The organism is Shewanella sp. ECSMB14101 (genome assembly GCF_000773485.1).
GTDB classification, from domain to species: Bacteria; Pseudomonadota; Gammaproteobacteria; order Enterobacterales; family Shewanellaceae; genus Shewanella; species Shewanella marisflavi.
The window spans coordinates 1-19,471 of the sequence record NZ_JSFF01000031.1 but is presented as its reverse complement, the minus strand read 5'-3'; the positions used below and the strand labels follow the sequence as shown (position 1 = coordinate 19,471).

The window sequence follows — 19,471 nt, the reverse complement described above, 5'->3', positions numbered from 1 at the left end:
CTAGTCCTGGTCGATTGAATTCGGTGATGACTTGGACTTTGGAAAGGAAGTTCATAAAGATAAATAATAGGGATAGCTGAACTCATTATGATTGATGATGCGATGAAATGCTTTTCAGGGAGAGAAGCGTATGAGTAAAATTGATGAACTGGTGTTCCTGCATCAAGATTCGACACAATGTCATTTGGCCGTTCTGGCCGAATCTATCGGGTTAAAGACACGTATAGCGCGTCAGGTCAGCGACTTAGATCCTGAGCGAGACCGCAACAGTTTTTATCTGATCGCTCAAAAAGGCGCAGCGTTAGATAGCAAGGGTGTGCCCCTGATTGTCGCCCGTTTACTCCCCCATGTGCCTCTGGCCCTCTATCATGTGGATCGCGGCACCCTGGAGCCCGAATCGGCGCTCTTACTTGGCGTACGCGGTTTACTCTTTTCCGACCAGCGGATGGATCTCTTGTTAACTGGCCTGCGTAAGATGGTGAATGACGAGCTATGGTATGACAGACCTCTGATCTCTAAGGTGTTCCGCCAACTCGTTAACCGCCAAGATAGCGGGGTGGAGCTGACTCAAGACATGGTGGCCATGCTGCAAAAGTTAACCAGCCGCGAGCGCACCATCATACAGCTGGTCTCAAGCGGTGCCCGCAATAAGGAGATTGCCGATCGTCTTTGTATCAGCGAGCATACCGTGAAGGCCCATATCTCTTCTATCTTTCGTAAGACACAGTCACGCAATCGTGTTGAGCTGCTACGCTGGTCTCAGGCGAACGCCTGTCATTTCGAGTTTTGTTCTTAGGTAGGAACGCTAAGCACAATAGTCCATATATCCCCTTGATTGAAAGCTTCAATTATCGATGTTTGTGTGGACTTAATTGAAAAATGGCGCTGGGTAAAAATGAGTCAAATTCAGTTCGGACTCTGATTTTTATGGCGCCCTTCGATAGACCTATTCATCAAGAGTTGCGTTGGTACCTTGTTATTCAAGGCCACATCTTATTTCTACAATAAGTTTTTAAGTTTATAGATCGATTTCTAATCTCCCCCCCAAAAAAGTCATCGCGACTATTCTCGCAACTATTCTTGCTACTAAGAGTTGAAATTTCTCTTGAGTTAAACACTGGCATTCTGCAATTACAAAATCACGATATTCCATCAGTTAAACTTTAACTGCAACACAGCAGTATTAAAGGTCAGTAAATGCCTGTTTGAGTTATCTGAGAAGGTATAAAACCTTGGTGGTTCTGGTTGTACATTCGAGAGTGCTCAAATCATTCTAATCATGGCGGGTTACCAATGAAGAAGTGATAACTTCTACTTTAAAGTGTGGTTAAAAACGGCAGATTTACCGATTTTACGACCCACCTCTAGTTTGTAGTGGCAGTTTAGTGATCTAAATTTAGTTTTTCATAAAAAAAACATTCAAATTTCACATCAAGTTACACAAAAATAACAGGCAACCTTGTTTTTTATTAAGTCTATGATTAGTTAGATTTTATGCTCTATTTGTTTTTAGCTTGTTCTTTATTGTGGTCATTTCCGGGCTATTTTTCTTTGCTTAACAACAATTTATGCACTTCAAATGTGACTAACCCTTCTTTTTTTTGTTGCTACATTTTGCAACAATCGCGGCGCACGTTAATGGGATTTAGCGTGATTATTATAAAAATGGGGTTGATATATGAAAAACGTAATCAAGGTATCGTCGATATCGCCATCGAGTGCTCCACCTACCTAAGTAGTTGGCAGTTTAAGAATTTACTAATAAACATTTTTAATTTTAAGTTCGGCCTTCAACTATTGGCTGACAAATTACTAATTGGAAGTAACAGGAATGTTAAAAAAATCTGTAGTTGCAATCGCTACCGCCACAATGCTTAGTGCGGGTTCAGTGAGCGCGGTGATGTTAGATGGTGATAATCAAGGTGATCACGTTCGCTTATATGGTGAAGTAGGTGTTGGTGGGCATTTTGATACTCATCCAGATTACAACCATGATGAGTTTTACGATACCAAGGGCTATGTCGATGATAGCTTCGCCACCATGGGCGTGGAGGGTCAACGTCAACAGTTTACCTATCGTCTTGAACTCGATTACCAACGTCGTAACTGGCTTGGCGGCGACGGTGAGTTTGAGTTGGCCATCGACAAATTGTACGTAGGCTATCTCTTAACAGATAACCAGTGGATTGAACTCGGCTTAACCGATACTGCATTCGACGATTATGACCACTTTGGTGACTTCACTTTCAACAAGTCTGTTGAAACGGGTGAAGCGGGTGATCAAGAAAACACTGTTAAATATCAAGCTGCGTTTGAAAACCTTATTTTCGGCGTTTCTTACTCATACGAGGGTGAACACAAGAGTGGTGCTCTGCAAGGTGACATAGTTAACGGATATGTTGGCTGGATGTCTGATCTGGTATCTGTCGTGGTTGGCTTAGAAACTCGCGGTGGTTCTAACGGCATCAGTAAATATGGTGAACAGCAACAGATAGGGGTGGGTGTTCGACTGAAAGTGATGCCTGATTTTTCTATTGGTTTAAATGGCTTTTTAGAAGATGAAGACCTATCCACACGCAAGAGTGGTGACGTGCACTTAGATTATCAGACCTTCCGTAATCAGGGGCTAACGGTTAGTGCTAAGTACGATCTGAATGAACATTGGGAAATCATTGGTTCTGTAAACCATGAAGAGTACGAGGGCTGGGATTTGATCGGTCCGAATTACGACTACTCTGAGCTGCCACCTGAGTACGGAAAAGAGCGTCAGTGGGCCAGTTTAGGTTTCAACTATCGTCCTGCCCGCGACATCGTGCTGTCTGTAGAAGGCCGAGTTGGCGAAGCCCCTGAAGCTGGCTATGCGTACGCGCGTATCTACTTCTAGTCCGAATCGAATTCAATTTTATAGAGTTTACTATGAAGAAAAGTTTCCTGTCGCTGGCCATTGCCAGCACCATCAGCATGGGCGCCTTTGCTGGCGTTGAAGACCTGCTGATCACCGAAATGACCCAAAAAGATCATTACCCTGCCGATCCTGGTGCAGAAATGAGCGCTGTTGAGATCACCAATACTCATGCAACAGAAGCCTTTACTTTCACCGATACAACCAAAGCATTTTTGCGTGGTAACGGTAAATACAATAATGAACTGAAAAAGGCGGATGGTTCTCCTCTTTTGACTGGAGCAACCATTGAACCTGGTAAGTCTTTGGTCATTCTTAATAAGGATGCCAGCCAAGACTACAAAGATACGGTAACTGGTAACGGTGGAACCTACGTAATTAGTGATGGCGACCCATCGACCTATTCCCATTTAGATTTAAGCGGGAATGACGGGTTTTTCATCCAACATGATGGCAAACCCATAGACCGTATTGGTGGTGTCGATGACACCAGTTTTTGGGCTAAGAACGTCACTCTTCGCCGCAGGTTGACTCTAGATGGCAATCCACCACCTCAATCAGATAAGTACAATGCATCTCAATGGGAACAACTTGAACTCACTACCGAAACGGTAGGTGCGCCCAACTTTGCCGAAGCATATGTTCCCTTTGTGTGTGAGAACCTAACTCGCATTAATGCTATTCAAGGAACTGGATTTGTCTCTCCTATAGAGAACGAGAAGGTTGCCGTAGAAGGTATTGTTACTGCAGTTGTATCTCTACCCAATAAAGGTTTTTATCTGCGGGATGTGCAAGTTGATGGCGACCCCATGACCTCTGACGGTATCTTCGTTAAGAGTGGCAGTGCAGACAGCGGTATGGTGGGTAAGAAGGTTTGCCTTGGCAGCGTTGTCACTGAATTGGAAGGCCAAACTACGCTTGCTGCAGATACTTGGGAAGTTACCGACTCCAGCATATCCGTAACCGTCCCGACTTCCATTGAAGTGCTAGAAGCCGATAACGGCTCTTTCGATAAGACCCTAGAGCGTTACGAAGGTATGTTAGTTAGCTTGCCTACAGATCTGGATCCTCAGACTGAAGGTAACCAAGATATGCGTATCACTCGCAGCTTCAGTTACAACTACCTCGACAGTCAAAAAGGGCATAACCGTAACAACATGGTGGCGGCTTATAAGCGTCCTAACTTGCAGCCCAACCATTTGCATGTTGCGGGAAGCCCTGAGTCTAAGGCGGCCTATGAGCAAAACAATGACTATCGTTTAGTGATTGAAAGTGCCACTAAGTCAAATGGTACCGAAATACCTTATTACGCTGGTTTCAACAGTGACCCACACACCAACTATATTCGTATCGACGATAGTCTGGTTAACGCCCAGGGTGTGATCAGTCAATATGAAACTGAGTTGATCCCAGGTACTGACAAGTATGATCAGGATTACAGCCTGACGATCACTAACCAGTTGACCAGTGATAACTTTATTCACAACCTACCGCGTACGACTAAGCCTGATCTGAAAGAGAACGTGGCAAAAGATGAGTTTGCTATCCGCGTTGCCAGTCAGAACCTGTTTAACTTCTTCAACTCTCCTTTCGGTGGCGACAATAACAACTATGGTCAAAGCCGAGGTGCAGAGAGCTATGATGAATACATTAATCAGAGAGCTAAGCTGGTAGAAATTATCCGTGCTCAGGATGCCGATGTAATGGCCCTGATGGAGATTGAAAACAACGGTTTTGGTGATGCCAGTGCTATCGCTGAGATCGTCAACCAGGTCAATATCGAGTATGTGGAAGAGCGCGCTCAAGATTATAATGGCCCTAACTCCACAGAGAACCGTTATGTGTTTGTTGGCTTCGACAACAACGGCAATCAAATGTTGGATAACCTGGACGCCATTGGTTCTGACGCCATCGCTACCGGTATCATATATCGTCCAAGCAAGATGAGCATTGAACGTACTCGCGTTATCCCAATGCCTCAACAGAAAGCGCCTACCATAGTGAACAATCTCGGTGAGGTGATCAAAGATCAGTACGAGGAGATTCTTGAGAACGGTCAGAATTACCATCGTGATGCCTTGGTTGTAACCTTTATCATTAACCAAACAGGTAAACGCTTGACGTTATCTGTCAATCACTTTAAGTCAAAAGGCTCTACTTGTTGGGAAGAGTGGCAAGGTGTTGAGTTTGGTAATGCCACGACTTGGAACAACCGTACTGCTCCGGATCTTGATTACCAAGGATCTTGTGCCGAGTTCCGCGTCGCTGGCGCTGTGCACTTAGGCGAAGAGATGGAAGATATTCCAGGGGATAAGATTATCCTTGGTGATTTGAACGCCTATGGTAAAGAAGATCCAGTACTGGTGCTTACTGAGAACCCACGTAACAAGACGATTGTTACCGCTAGCCACACTTTCCTTGGACCTAAGCCCCAGTTTAACCAAGATGGCTCTCCGGTCACCATCACTAAGACCTATGGCTACATAGATATCGTTGGTGAAAAGTTCAAGGAGAAGGGCAAGACACCGTGGAGTTACTCATTCAGTGACGAAATTGGTTCACTTGACCACATCTTGATCTCACCATCTCTAAAAGATCGCGTGATTGATGCGACTGATTGGCACGTCAATGCGGCAGAGACTAGCCTGTACGACTACCAAAACGCCTTTAAAGGAAGTATCGACGGTACTGGAACGCATAAGTTCTATAAGCCAAACATCTATCGCGCGTCGGATCACGACCCAGCACTCATTACCCTGAGTTATAAGCCAGGTGATGCGGATGCTAACGTGCCGCTTAACCTGCCAAAACTGAGAAAACTGATCAAGGTTCCTTACCAGCTCCCAGCTGACATTGTTCAAGTTGGCGATGTTGCGACCATCAGCATGACGCCAGCAGATGATGAACAGCGCTTAGATTTGACCCAAATGGTTCTGCCTAATGTTGTCATTGCGAATGAAGAGACAGCTTTGGTGAATTTCGAGGTCTTTGGCGCGCCGTCAGCTATCTACAAGGTCACCGTAAGCCTACTGCGTGATGGTGAACTTGTAGCAGGATCTAAGCAAGAGTTCCGAGCTAAGGTATCTAACCGTGACGCCTTGATTGCAGACATTGTCGAAGAGGAAGTCGATCACACTGGCGGTAATGGTAAGGCTGGTAGCACTGGCTTTATCAGCTTGTTGTCCCTGTTCGGGCTGGCTGTTATGCGCCGTCGTCTTCGCAAATAAGCGTTGATCTCGATAATGAAACGCCTGCCTTTGGGCAGTGCGTTTCCCATCAAGGATTTAAATAGAGATACGATTATGAGAATTAAAAAGAATGCAGTTGCTGCGGCTACTGCTATGGTTTTGGGCAGCCTATCAACAGGTGCCAGTGCTAATTTAGTGATTACAGAATACATCGAAGGCAGCAGCAACAACAAAGCCGTTGAAATTTCCAACCTAGGTAGCAGCGCTATCGATCTTGATGCCAATGTTTACAAGCTGACGCTGTTTGGCAACGGAAGCACTGCCCCAGGTAATACCGAGACGCTGACTGGTACGCTGGAGCCTGGCAAGAGCGTTATTTTCCACAACGCGAGTGCCGCTGAAGAGTTCAAGAAAGGCAGTGCATCTACCGTCACTTACTTCAACGGTGATGATGCCTTGGTATTGACCAAAGACGATGCAGTCATCGATCGTTTCGGTAAGCGTGGTGAAGATCCGGGCTCGGCTTGGAAGGATTCAAACGATGCGAATTTCTCTACTGCGAATAAGACACTGCGTCGTAAAGCCAGCGTCACCACTGGTGATACTGTAGCCGAGGCTGATTTCCCCGGTACTGACAATCAATGGGTGGTCTTCGACCAAGACACATCTGACGGCCTTGGCTGCCCGGGTGAAGGCGCTTGTAGTTCTGAAGCGACGCCTGGCGTACTCTTGATTACCGAATATATTGAAGGCAGCAGCAACAATAAAGCGATTGAGATTTCCAACGTCGGTGGCAGTGCTATCGATCTGGATGCCAACGTTTATAAGCTGACCCTGTTTGGCAACGGAAGCACTGATCCAGGTAATACAGAGACCTTGACTGGCATTCTGGAGCCAGGCAAGACCATTATATTCCACAACGCAAGTGCCGCTGAAGCGTTCAAGAAAGGCAGTGCATCTACCGTCACTTACTTTAACGGTGACGATGCGCTGGTATTGACCAAAGATGATGTGGTTATCGATCGCTTCGGGAAGCGCGGTGAAGATCCGGGTTCTGCCTGGACAGATCCAAACGACGCCAACTTCTCTACTGCGAATAAGACCCTGCGTCGTAAAGCCAGTGTCACTGCTGGTGACACGGTAGCCGAAGCCGATTTCCCAGGTGCCAACAACCAATGGGCCGTATTTGATAGCGATACCGCTGATGGTCTGGGTTGTGCTGGTGAGGGGGCATGTGATGGTTCTGTCACGCCTCCAGAGCCAAAGCCAGAAACAGGTCCTTGTACGGGGTGTGAGACCCTGACTCCGGTTGCCGATCCTGCTAGTTTCAATGGCGAAATCTATTACTCAGAGGTTTTGAGTGGCGAATTTGCCAATGCAGAAGAGCTGAAGAATGCCTTGTCAGTTATCATAGCTAAAGATCATAAGCAACTGACTTATAAGCAGGTGTGGAGTGCATTGACCTACGCTGACCAAGATCCCGCTAACGATAAAAATGTTATCGAAATCTACACAGGTGAGTCGATTTCCAAGTACGACAACCAGACGAGCGGTAGTGGTGTAGGCAAGTGGAACCGTGAACACGTTTGGGCCAAGAGCCATGGCTTCCCAAGCGAGTCTCAGTGGGGGTATACCGATGCCCATCACCTACGTCCTTCTGATCCTGGTATCAACACGGCGCGAAGCAATAATGACTTTGGAGCCTGTAAGGATACAGGTGAAGAGGTGCTATTTAATGGTGTTGGTACCGGTAACTATCTGGACTTGGCTGCCGACTGCTGGGAGCCTCGCGATCAAGTGAAAGGCGATGTCGCCCGTATGATTATGTATATGGATACCCGCTATCAAGGAACCGATACCGCGACGACTAATATGCCTGATCTCGTTGCCGTTGATCGTTTAACGACGACAGAAGAGGATAGCGCTCCGCTGATTGGTACGCTCTGTACGCTGTATGCATGGAACAAGTTAGACCCTGTTGATAGTTATGAGCAGAACCGTAACAACCAGGTATATAAATACCAGGGTAACCGTAATCCTTTCATTGACCGTCCAGAGTTAGTGCAAGAAGTGTATGGTGCCGTCTGTGGTGACGACCCAACCCCCGTTTTGGTGGTCGACGGTGATCTTGTAACGCCTGAGAGTGTCACCGAAGGCGCTGAATACACCCTAGACGCTTCTGCAATCACTGCTGGTGAAGGCGTTGCTCTGACTTATAAGTGGGAGCAAGTCCTTGGTGAAGAGAAAACGCTTGTTGGTGACCAGGCAATATTGTCTCTGACTGCGCCAATGGTTAACGCCGACGAGACGTTGAACTTTACTGTGACCATCAGCGACGGCACTTTGCAAACAAGCAAAGCGGTGAGCTTAAGCGTGATCAATGTGCCTTTGAGTCTGAATGTGGAGTTTGCCGGTACCACCATAGTGAACGAAGGTGATGCTACTTCTATCACAGCAACTGTTGCCGATGCGCCTGAAGGCGCTAGCTATAGCTGGAAGCAGGTATCTGGAAGTTCGGCAGAGTATACTGCTACTGGCCTGACACTTGATGTGACGTCACCTAGCGTCAATATTGACCAAGAGCTTGTGTTTGAGCTCACGGTAACTGTTGACGGAGAAAGCGTCAGCGAGTTTGTTAGCATCGAGGTCAAAAACACCGAAGAGCCTGGTTGGACTAAGCCAGATGGCGCAGGTAGTTTAGGTGGTCTTGTGATGCTGCTACTACCGGTAATGTGGTGGCGTCGTCGCCAAGGTTAGTCATCAGCTAAGCCTGAAAAAGCAGCACCGGAATCGCTCTGGGTGCTGCTTTTTTTAACTCTACAGACGTTGTCTACACCTCACCTTGTGGGCTGAGTTCGTTATATCGACATAAAGCCTTTAGGGTCAGTGACAACGCTGATCTGAATAATTTTGAAGGATTATTATGAATACTTCACTCCGTCCTTCTGGCCTGGTCCTAGCCGGCTGCGCTATCGCTTTGTCGTTAGCATTGAGCGGCTGTGGTAAGAAAAAGGTGGAAGAGGCGCCTAAGACGACAGCATCGATTGCCTGTCAAGCCGCCGGTGATGACTGTAAGCGTTTCACCTTGCTGCATACCAACGATCATCACGGCCGTTTTTGGCATGGCTCGAGAGGCGAGTATGGTATGGCGGCACGAAAAACCATACTTGATCAAATTCGTAAAGAGGTCGCCGTACAAGGTGGGCAGACGATACTGCTCTCAGGTGGCGATATCAATACAGGTGTACCAGAGTCCGATCTTCAAGACGCTGAGCCTGATTTTATCGGCATGAATCATCTTGGTTATGATGCTATGGCCGTGGGTAACCATGAGTTTGATAATCCATCCGTTGTGATGGATAAGCAGAGAGGCTGGTCAAAATTCCCTTGGTTATCGGCCAATATCTATCGTCAGGTCGATGGTGAATGGCAACGCTACTTTGAGCCCTACAAGCTATTTGAGGTTCAAGGCTTGAAGCTAGCCGTGGTTGGCCTGACGACAGAACATACTGCCGAGATCGGTAACCCAGAGTTTGTTGAAGATTTTAAATTCACTTCTCCTCAAGCTGAGGTGAAAGTTATTTTGGCCGAGCTTGAAGAGAAACATCAACCGGATCTTGTTTTTGGTCTCACCCATATGGGTCATTATGAAAATGGTCGACATGGTAGTAACGCGCCTGGTGATGTTGCATTGGCTAACAGCCTAAAGCCTGGCCAAATCCAAGCCATCATAGGCGGCCATTCGCAGTTGCCTGTTTGTATGGAAGGCGACACAGGTGAGTACGTAGAAGATTATGGTCGAGATGAGCCTTGTAAGCCTGACCGTCAAAATGGCACTTGGATCATGCAAGCCTATGAGTGGGGCAAGTTCGTTGGTCGCGCCGATTTTGAATACTATGGCGGCCAGCTACACTTGGCTAATTACCAGCTGGTACCAGTAAATACTGAAACCAAGTTTGGTTCCTATTATCCAGCGCATATGTTGACCCCCAAGGATAAGGAAACCCTTGAACTGCTTCGCCCTTATCAGGCAAAAGGGCAATTGAAGTTGAGAGAACAGATTGGTGTTGCCAAGGCTGATTTCGTTGGTAAGCGTAAGGTTGTTCGTAATCAAGCGACGCCGCTAGGCATCATGATAGCCCATGCTCAGACTCAGCTCCCCGTGCCAGCCGATTTCGGCATCATGAACTCAGGGGGGATTCGCGCCACGATAAAGAAAGGGCCTATTCGCTATCGTGATGTGCTTAAGGTGCAGCCTTTTTCCAACAGTGTGACAGTGACCGAGATGGATGGGGCCGAACTTAAGAAATATCTGTCTAAAGTTGCACTTAAGACTCGAGGTTCTGGCGGCTTTGCCCACTTCAGCGGCATTAAGATGACAGTTGACTGTAAAGCTAAAGATGTCGATATCAGAATGGTGGGTGACAAGCCCTTCAAATTAATGGATAAGTACCGATTTACCCTTCCTAGCTATAATGCTGCGGGCGGTAACAAATATCCTAAGTTGAAGGAAAAGGCGAGGGACACAGGCTTTATTGATGCCGATATGCTTTATCAATTTATCAAAAAGCATGGCACGCTCGATCCTGCTAGCTATGACAGAGCGAAAGATGTTCGCTATATCAACTCTAGAAGTCCTGATGGCTGCGGCAGTTAGGTTTTAATTTAATATGGTAAATTAACCGATATCTTAGTATTTGAATCAGAGCCCAACCTTTTGGTTGGGCTTTTTTATCGCCTCTTCGCTGTTACGCTTTGGCCTCAATTATGTGTCATCTCTTTAGGCGTGAATTTGGCGCTATGTTAGCGGTTGTTTTACAGAGTGTAGCGCGCGCTCATCAAATCTGTGTCTTAGGTAACGCTGTGATATTTTTCTATTTTGACTCGACTCATCGGGCTTGTTTATTCGGTTTTTCAGGCTAAACTGTCGCGCGAAAATGGCGTGGTACTCAAGGCTTAATGCGGCGTCATGACCTGCAGAAACAGAGACAAATTTTACCAGTTACCCTAGGTCTTCATTCGTCACACAAACCCACTTGATGCAGCTTATTGGCGGCAGACGAGACTAATAATTCAGGGCGAATGAAGGCCACCCCTAAGGCCGGGTGTATATAGATAACACCTTGGTTCCTATATCTTATAATCAGTTTCCACAGTAGACTAACTGCTCAGTTTTGATTTTGTGAATAATGGAATGAGCAATGAGTATTTGGTTTAGACCTGTCACCCTTGAAGATTGCGCTAAGATGGACGCCGGTATGCACGGCAAAGGTACTTTGATGCAGACCCTAGGGATCACCATCAGCGAGATTGGCGACGATTATATGAAGGCGACCATGCCGGCATCCCCTGCGGTGCATAATCCTTTAGGTATTGTTCATGGCGGTGCCAACGTGGCCCTGGCCGAGACGGTTGCCAGCTACGCGGCTAATTTTGTGGTGGATTTTGAGCAGTATTACTGCGTGGGTCAGGAGATCAACGCTAACCATCTTAAGGCCTCGCGCAACGGCACATTAACAGCAACCGCCAAGCCGGTTCATCTGGGTAAACGCAGCTCAGTGTGGGAGATCTTAATCCACAATAGCGCGGGCGAGCTATGCTGTATCTCCCGTATGACGGCGGCCGTCGTAAAGCGTTAAGACCCAAGTGTTAAGGGCTTAGGTGTTAAAAACTAGGTGTTGAAGCTCTAGGTGTTAAAGCTCTAGGCGTTAAACATCAGGCGTTAATGGCTTCAGGGATAGCGCCGACGGCGAGGTGGCTGACAATAGCATGGCCATGCATCTGAATTGCAGAGATAATTTTTCGCCTTTGCTGTCGCTTGTTGGTGCTAGTGTCCATAATTAAGGAAAGTTATTTTAGGGTTAAGGAGTGCCTATGGAAATGGCAACAATTTGGGAGTGGGTCGGCTATCTGGCCTCAGTGGTGGTCGCCATCTCCCTGATGATGTCCAATATCAAGAAACTGCGCTGGTGGAACCTGTTCGGCGCCGCCCTGTTTGTCGCCTATGGATTGGCTATCGACGCTTTGCCTGTGGCTTTGGTGAACTTTTTTATCGTGTTGATCGATGCCTATTATCTGGTGAAGCTGTATCGAGCCAGTACTGTGACCCTGGATAAAGACGATTGATGGTTAAGGTGCGGGCTAAGGTCCGCGCCTAAGCTTACCCGCACAGGTCTCCTAGCAGAGGTCTCCTAGCACAGCTCTCCCTATTCAGTTCCCCCTAAACAGTGCCATATCTTAAAGCTTAACTTATCCCTTTCTGTACCTCGCTTGGCCACTTGGTTTGTCAGGCCTATCGCTCACTAGTGTCTAGGGCTTTTGTTGTTCCAGCGTCAAAGCGCTGTGGGGCTGGCACGCTTTGCTGCGCGCGCCTTGCAGATCACATCACTTGGGATATAACCGATTTAGCTTTTCATTTCTAATCTAAAAAATAGTTTAGCGTTATTCGTTTTAATCGTTTTCGCTTTGTTGGCTTGTCGACTAGTCTTACTGCATCGACAAGTTAAATGCTGGGCTTAGCCACTCAAGGGTGGGACTCAGAGGAGCATAAATCATGGCCACAATATTTGATGTTATCGAAGACTGGTTGAGCTGACTCGACCCTAAAAGCCATTGACCGAAAATAGATCACACAGGATGGAGCGAATTATGACAACGAACTACTTAACCAGCCAAAGCGGTGCCCCGATTGCCGACGACCAAAACTCACTTTCAGCCGGTGAGCGTGGCCCGCTGTTACTTCAAGATTGGCACCTTATCGAGAAGCTGGCGCACTTTAATCGCGAACGCATTCCCGAGCGTATCGTTCATGCCAAGGGCACTGGCGTCTATGGTACCTTCACCCTGACCAAAGATCTGAGCGATTACACCATTGCCGATCATTTTAATGGCGAAGGTAAGCAGACAGAGACCTTTGTACGCTTCTCTACCGTGGGCGGCGAGATGGGCTCAGCCGATGCCGAGCGCGATCCCCGTGGATTCGGTCTGCGTTTTTATACCAAGCGCGGTAATCACGATATCGTCGGTAACAATACGCCAACCTTCTTCTTGCGTGATGGCATCAAGTTCCCAGACTTTATCCATACCCAGAAGCGTAACGCCATGACCAACCTGAAAGATCCACAGGCGATGTGGGACTTTTGGTCACTCAACCCAGAAGCCATGCATCAGGTGACCATCTTGATGTCAGACCGTGGTATTCCGGCTAACTATCGCCAGATGCACGGCTATGGTTCGCACACCTTCTCTTTCTGGAATGCCAAGGGTGAACGTTTCTGGGTTAAGTTCCATTTTAAGTCGCAGCAAGGCGTGGCGAATTTGACCAACGAGCAGGCGGACAAGCTTAAGGGGATCGATCCTGACTCGTCACAGCGAGACATGGTGGCGGCGATCCAAGATGATAACTTCCCGCGCTGGACAGTGAATGTGCAGATCATGCCGGAAGAAGATGCCAACTCTTACTATATCAATCCGTTCGATCTGACTAAGGTTTGGCCACATGGTGACTACCCACTGATCGAGATAGGTGTACTGGAGCTTAACCGTCTGCCGCAAAACTATTTTGCCGAAGTGGAGCAGGTGGCCCTAGCGCCGAGTAATCTGGTGCCCGGTGTCGGCGCATCACCCGATAAGATGTTGCAGGCGCGTCTGTTCGCCTATGCCGATGCCCAGCGCTATCGTATTGGTGCCAACTATAACCAGTTGCCGGTGAACTGCCCCCATGCGACTCAGGCTAACCATCATCAACGTGGTGGCGCCATGGCGGGGACTCAATGCCCCTTCAGCGGCAGTCAGACGGGCGGCGATGCCAGTGCCAACTATGGTCCGAATAGCACCTCTGAAGCCTTGGTTGAGCCCAATCAGTTTGCTGAGCCGCCGCTAAGGCTCGACGGCGAAGCCGATCGCTATAGCCGTTACGATCAGGATGACTATACCCAGGCGGGTAACCTGTATCGCATCTTTAGTGAGGAGGAGAAAGCCAGATTAGCCGCAACCATCTCAGGTTCGCTAAGTCAGGCAAGCATGGATGTACAAGAGCGCATGTTAGCCCACTTCTTCAAGGCCGATGAAGACTATGGACAGCGCATCAAACAGGGACTGGGCCTATAACCGCCTGTAAATAACTAACCTGTAGAACAAAGCCAGTGACTCGAGTCACTGGCTTTTTGTTAAGGCTTAATCTGATTTTCGAGCCAGGGCCTTGGTTTAATAGAACCTTGGTTTAATAGAACAGGGTTGCGACACCCAGCAGGGCAAACAGGGCTGCGCAACCACGGTGGATCCATGTCATCGGCAGTTTCTCGGCGCTGAAGTGACCGGCAAGGACCACGGGCACGTTGGCAATCATCATGCCCAGTGTGGTACCTAACACGACTAGGGCTAAGGCGTCATACTTGGCCGATAGAACCACTGTGGCGACCTGAGTCTTGTCGCCCATCTCGGCGAGGAAGAAGAGAATAAAGGTCGCGACAAAGGGGCCCATCTTATAAAAACGACTCTCTTCGGCATCAACTTTATCCGGTACCAGTACCCAGAGGGCGATAGCAAAGAAGGAGAAAGCGACAATATAGGTGGCGACTTCTGGGCTTATCCAGTTGATGGCCCATTGGCCTAACCAGGCGGCGGCGAAATGGTTTGCCAGGGTCGAGAGAAAGATCCCTAAGATAATGGCGGTTTTATTTCTAAAGCGTGCGGCGAGTATGAGTGCCAGCAGCTGAGTCTTGTCGCCGATCTCGGCAATAGCGACGGTGAAGGTTGAGGCGAGTAAAGCTTCCATCATAGTTCCTAAGGGGGCAAAAAATCCAAGCACGATCCGCCGCCCCCTAATGAATGAACGGTAACCGTGCTCAGGTCTTGCAAAGTAAAAGGTGTTCCCCCTTACCGTAAGTACCATGGCATGTGGCCAAGTATGTTGACACTCACTCAAGGCAATTGCTCGCCTTGTTAGCTACTCCCCTGAAGCAGTGGCGGCAATTATACCCAAATCCGTTTGAGGCGCAAGCTGGTGAGTACTAATGAGCAATTTTTATGCGCAATGATTACGCTGTAGACAAGTTGTTTCGCGCTTTTTGCGCCTTTGTGTAATCTTGCGCCCAATCCCGCGCGATACCTTGTGCGCTGGCAACGCCTCTGTTAATGTGCCAAACAGTCAAATTTATAGAGTAAAGGTAGTGATGAAACAAACCTATCGATATTGTTACCGATTTAGACAGCCTCAGGGGCTTAGTTAAATCGGAAGATAGTGTATAGCTAAGCTGTTGAGGCCAACCCAACGCGTACTAGGACAGAGTTCCATAGTTCGGTTAGGAGGCTATCGCTTAGTGTGTTTTATGACTAATTCCCGCCTTCGCAGCCGTTCTAAATCTGACCTTCCAAAAAGAGAAAATTAAAAAAGACAGGACAATTTTGTGAACTTAAAAATGCTTGGCTCTATTGCCATCGTTGCGGGCACCGCAATTGGGGGAGGCATGTTGGCATTGCCTCTGGCTACCGCTTCATTGGGGACAATACCAGCCTTACTGCTATTGGTGGTGATTTGGGGGGTATCTATTTATACCTCGCTGCTGATGTTAGAGATTAACTTACGTGCTGGGGTAGGGCTTAATGTTCACGCCATCACGGGCAAGACACTCGGCAAGGTTGGACAGCTGATCCAGGGGGGCTCCTTCCTCAGCCTGCTGTTTGCTCTGACCATGGTTTACCTGATGGGGGGATCTTCCCTGTTAGAGTCGCGCTTTGAACCTCTGGGGATCAAGGTGAGTCATGAGGCTGCAGTGTTACTCTTTACCTTGATTTTCGGTGGTTTTATTGCCATTGGAGTGTCTTGGATCGACAAGGTTTCACGGGTGCTGTTTACGGCCATGGTGGCACTGTTTGTTATCGTGGTGCTGTTTTTGCTGCCCGAGGTAAGCCCAACTTATATTCTGCGTGAATCCTCTGCCGAAATCGTCTCTAAGGGCGAGCTGGGTAACCTCTGGTTGGCAGCGATCCCTGTGGTCTTTACCTCTTTCGGTTTCCATGTCTGTATCGCCACTATAGTGCGTTACTTAGATGGCGATGCCATGTCACTGCGCAAGGTGCTCATGATAGGTTCTAGCATTCCACTGCTCTGTTATATCCTTTGGTTGATGGTGACTTTAGGGACAGTAGGTGGGGCAACAGTGCACGGTTTCGAGGGGTCACTACCTAAGTTAGTGTCGGCGCTGCAGGCGATTGCTCACTCAGACATTTTGCGTCAGTGTATCGATCTGTTTGCCAATCTGGCGCTGATCACCTCTTTCCTTGGGGTGACCATGAGCCTGTTTGATTATATTGCCGAGCTGACTCGTGCCAGAGATAACCTCTTAGGTCGCGTACAAACCTGGCTGGTCACCTTTGTGCCTCCGCTGCTGTGTGCACTTTACTATCCTGATGGATTTATTAAGGTGCTAGGTTTTGCCGCTTTGCCATTGGTGGTGATGATCATCTTCTTGCCTATCGCTATGGCGCTGGGGCAGCGTAAACAAAACCTGGGTGGTTACCAGGTCGGTGGCGGTAATTTTGCCCTAGGGGCATCAGCCTTAGTGGGACTGGTGATTATTGCCGCTCAGCTTTGGGTTGCGCTGTAAAATTCGCCTGAAGAAAGTGGTTAACGCTAAGGTGTTTCCCTAGCCGGAAATAACTGCTTACTTTTTAGCTTTTTTGCTAAGCTGTTTGTCACTCAGCAATTTATGATAAAGTCGGGCGATTGCCCGACTTTTTTGTAGGGCTTTTTGAGTATTCATTGCGCTGAATACTCAAAAAGCCAATGGGTATTATAAAAATTTTTATAACGATAAAACGGACTTAGCAAATGAAAAAGTTACTCGTAACAGTGGCGTTCGCTGCTGCTTTCGGCGCACAAGCCGATGAGGGAATGTGGCAGCCATATCAACTGCCCGCCATGGCTGATGAGCTGAAAGCCAAAGGGCTGGAAATCGACGCCAAATCTATCTCTAAACTCACCGAATTTCCCATGAATGCCGTGATCAGCCTGGGTGGCTGTACCGCGTCTTTCGTGTCGCCAAAGGGATTGGTGGTCACTAACCATCACTGTGCCTACGGCTCAATTCAATACAATTCGACCCCAGAGAACAACCTGCTTAAAGATGGTTTTCTAGCCAAGAGTTACAGTGAAGAGCTACCCGCTACCCCTGGTTCGCGCATCTATGTCACCGAAGAAGTGACCAATGTGACCGACAAGGTGAAAGCGGGCCTGGAAAACAAGGTCGGTAACGACTTTTATCAGGGTATCGAGGCCAAAGAGAAACAACTGGTTGCTCAGTGTGAGGCCGGTGGCGGCTACCGTTGTCAGGTATACAGCTTCCACGGCGGCTTGGAATATTACCTGGTTAAGCAGCTTGAGATCCGCGATGTGCGCCTGGTATATAACCCAGCGGCCAGCGTAGGTAAGTACGGCGGTGATATCGATAACTGGATGTGGCCACGCCACACTGGTGACTTCTCCTTCTATCGCGGCTATGTCGCCAAAGATGGTAAGCCAGCAGACTTTAGCAAAGACAACGTGCCTTACGAGCCAAAGAGCTTCCTTAAGGTATCGGCCAAGGGCGTGAGCGATGGCGATTTCGTCATGGTGGCTGGTTATCCGGGTCGCACCAACCGTTACCGCACTGCCAACGAAGTGGAAAACCAGTTCGAGTGGGCTTACCCAGAAGGCAAGATGCTGCGTGAGCGCTTTATCGAGATCATCAAAGAAACCGCGCCCGAGGGCAGCGACGAGCGTATCAAGTATGAGAGCTTAATCGCCGGTCTGGCTAACTATGCTAAGAACTTCACTTCGATGATCGAGTTCTATGGTAAGTCGACCATGCTCGAAGATCGCAAGGCTCGCGAGGCGGCTCTGACCACTTGGATCAATAAAGACAGCCAGCGTCAGGCCAAATATGGTGAGACTTTGGCCGAGCTGGACAAGCTGATCAAAGAGAGCCAGGAGCATCAGGCCCGCGACATCATCTTAGGCTATATAGGCTATACCACCATGTTGCCGACTGCGCGTAGCCTCTACCGTCTGGCAAATGAGAAGCAGCTTGATGACATGGCCCGCGAGCCAGGTTACCAGGAGCGCGACATGACTCGTTTCAAGTCAGGTCTTGAGCGTATCGACCGTCGTTATGCGCCGAGTGTCGATAAGGCCGTAGTGCTGGATCTGCTGACGCGTTACGCCAACTTGCCTAGCGAAGAGCGTATCCCTGCACTGGACAAAGCCTTTGGCATAGGCAAGAAGTTTGACGCCGCTAAGCTTAGCAAGACGTTAGACAAGATGTACGCCAAGACTCAGCTAGGCGACAAAGAGACTCGTCTAGCCTGGATGGATAAGTCAGTGGCCGACTTCAAGGCGTCTAAAGATCCTTTCATTCAGTTTGCTGTCGCCATGTATGACACAGATATGGCCCAGGAAAAGAAAGAGAAGGAGCTGTATGGCAAGCTGATGAAGGTGCGTCCTCAATATATGGATGCCATCATCGCCTATAACAAGGAGCTGGGTAATCCTGTCTACGCCGATGCTAACTCTAGCCTGCGTGTTACCGTGGGTCACGTGAAGGGCTACTCGCCGCAAGATGGTCTGCAGGCCGTACCATTCACTCGCCTCGAAGGCATACTGGCTAAAGACACGGGTGAAGAGCCGTTCGATGCGCCTAAGAAGCAGCTTGAGCTGATTAAGCAGAAGCAATATGGCGACTACTATATGAAGTCTATTGACTCTGTGCCGGTGAACTTCCTGTCAACGCTGGATACCACAGGTGGTAATTCAGGTTCACCAACCCTAAACGGCCGCGCCGAGCTTGTCGGTCTGCTGTTTGACGGCGTCTATGAATCTATCATCGGCGACTGGGGTTACGATACCGACACCAACCGCTCTATCCAGGTAGATAGCCGCTATATGCTATGGGTGATGAAGTATCTGGATAACGCCGATAACCTGTTGGCGGAAATGGAGATTGTTCACTAATTCTAGCGATTAGTGGACGCGCTGGTTGGATGCTATCTAGTTAGCGTTAAGGTTAAAAGGGCTTAGATGAGAATCTAGGCCCTTTTTTGCGTAAAAGGGGGAACCTTATTTGTGTTTACTCTTTGTATTTAGTTGAAATTCATTACCCTTGTTTTAGCGTTAGCCGTAACTGCTATCAATTGCCTGCGGGAGGTTAAATGCTGATAGCATCAAGGTTGCAATGCACTGGAAATCATTAATCTGGTGGGGTAGAAATTTAATACCCTTGCTATAGCGTTAGCCGTATTTTTAATCTATTGCCTGCCGCAGGCTCATGTGCAGATACGCTGGTGAGACGCCGTGAATACATCCTGTAGGCTCTGCCCTGAGGAATCCCCTGATAACTTTGATATA

General features: G+C 48.2%; 11 protein-coding genes. 10 read left to right on the top strand and 1 reads right to left on the bottom strand.

Going from position 1 to position 19,471, the window contains the following annotated elements; genetic code table 11:
- Window positions 1-130: 130 nt before the first annotated feature.
- The 8 genes from NY07_RS17310 to katB all read left to right on the top strand — a co-directional run bounded on the left by NY07_RS17310 (window position 131) and on the right by katB (window position 14,199).
- On the top strand, window positions 131-796 hold the full coding sequence (locus NY07_RS17310) for a helix-turn-helix transcriptional regulator (protein WP_033540616.1): 666 nt from the start codon (window positions 131-133) through the stop codon (window positions 794-796).
- Window positions 797-1,900: 1,104 nt separating this feature from the next.
- A complete protein-coding gene (locus NY07_RS17305) occupies window positions 1,901-2,884 on the top strand; it encodes a porin (RefSeq protein WP_235363961.1) in 984 nt (327 codons plus the stop codon).
- A gap of 32 nt (window positions 2,885-2,916) precedes the next feature.
- On the top strand, window positions 2,917-6,129 hold the full coding sequence (locus NY07_RS17300; RefSeq protein ID WP_033540614.1) for an ExeM/NucH family extracellular endonuclease: 3,213 nt from the start codon (window positions 2,917-2,919) through the stop codon (window positions 6,127-6,129).
- Window positions 6,130-6,204: 75 nt separating this feature from the next.
- Window positions 6,205-8,847: an endonuclease gene (locus tag NY07_RS19070; RefSeq protein WP_052125882.1), complete on the top strand. Its 2,643-nt coding sequence runs from the start codon at window positions 6,205-6,207 to the stop codon at window positions 8,845-8,847.
- A gap of 166 nt (window positions 8,848-9,013) precedes the next feature.
- Window positions 9,014-10,747: a bifunctional UDP-sugar hydrolase/5'-nucleotidase UshA gene (gene ushA / locus NY07_RS17290; RefSeq protein WP_052125881.1), complete on the top strand. Its 1,734-nt coding sequence runs from the start codon at window positions 9,014-9,016 to the stop codon at window positions 10,745-10,747.
- Between the two features lie 544 nt (window positions 10,748-11,291).
- Entirely contained in the window at window positions 11,292-11,729 is a 438-nt protein-coding gene (locus tag NY07_RS17285; RefSeq protein ID WP_033540613.1) for a PaaI family thioesterase, read from the top strand.
- A gap of 235 nt (window positions 11,730-11,964) precedes the next feature.
- Complete coding sequence (locus NY07_RS17280; protein ID WP_033540612.1) at window positions 11,965-12,216, top strand: YgjV family protein; 252 nt, start codon at window positions 11,965-11,967, stop codon at window positions 12,214-12,216.
- A gap of 522 nt (window positions 12,217-12,738) precedes the next feature.
- Complete coding sequence (gene katB / locus NY07_RS17275; protein ID WP_033540611.1) at window positions 12,739-14,199, top strand: catalase KatB; 1,461 nt, start codon at window positions 12,739-12,741, stop codon at window positions 14,197-14,199.
- A 112-nt stretch (window positions 14,200-14,311) separates the two neighbouring features.
- Here katB and NY07_RS17270 read toward each other — a convergent pair whose 3' ends face one another.
- Entirely contained in the window at window positions 14,312-14,866 is a 555-nt protein-coding gene (locus NY07_RS17270) for a TMEM165/GDT1 family protein (protein WP_033540610.1), read from the bottom strand.
- Between the two features lie 631 nt (window positions 14,867-15,497).
- On the opposite strand from NY07_RS17270, the gene NY07_RS17265 reads away from it, so the two are divergent.
- Together NY07_RS17265 and NY07_RS17260 are read left to right on the top strand one after the other, a co-directional pair.
- Window positions 15,498-16,697 (top strand): amino acid permease, encoded by a 1,200-nt coding sequence (locus NY07_RS17265; protein WP_033540609.1) that lies wholly within the window; start codon window positions 15,498-15,500, stop codon window positions 16,695-16,697.
- Window positions 16,698-16,921: 224 nt separating this feature from the next.
- Window positions 16,922-19,078: a S46 family peptidase gene (locus NY07_RS17260; protein ID WP_033540608.1), complete on the top strand. Its 2,157-nt coding sequence runs from the start codon at window positions 16,922-16,924 to the stop codon at window positions 19,076-19,078.
- The last annotated feature ends 393 nt before the right edge of the window (window positions 19,079-19,471 follow it).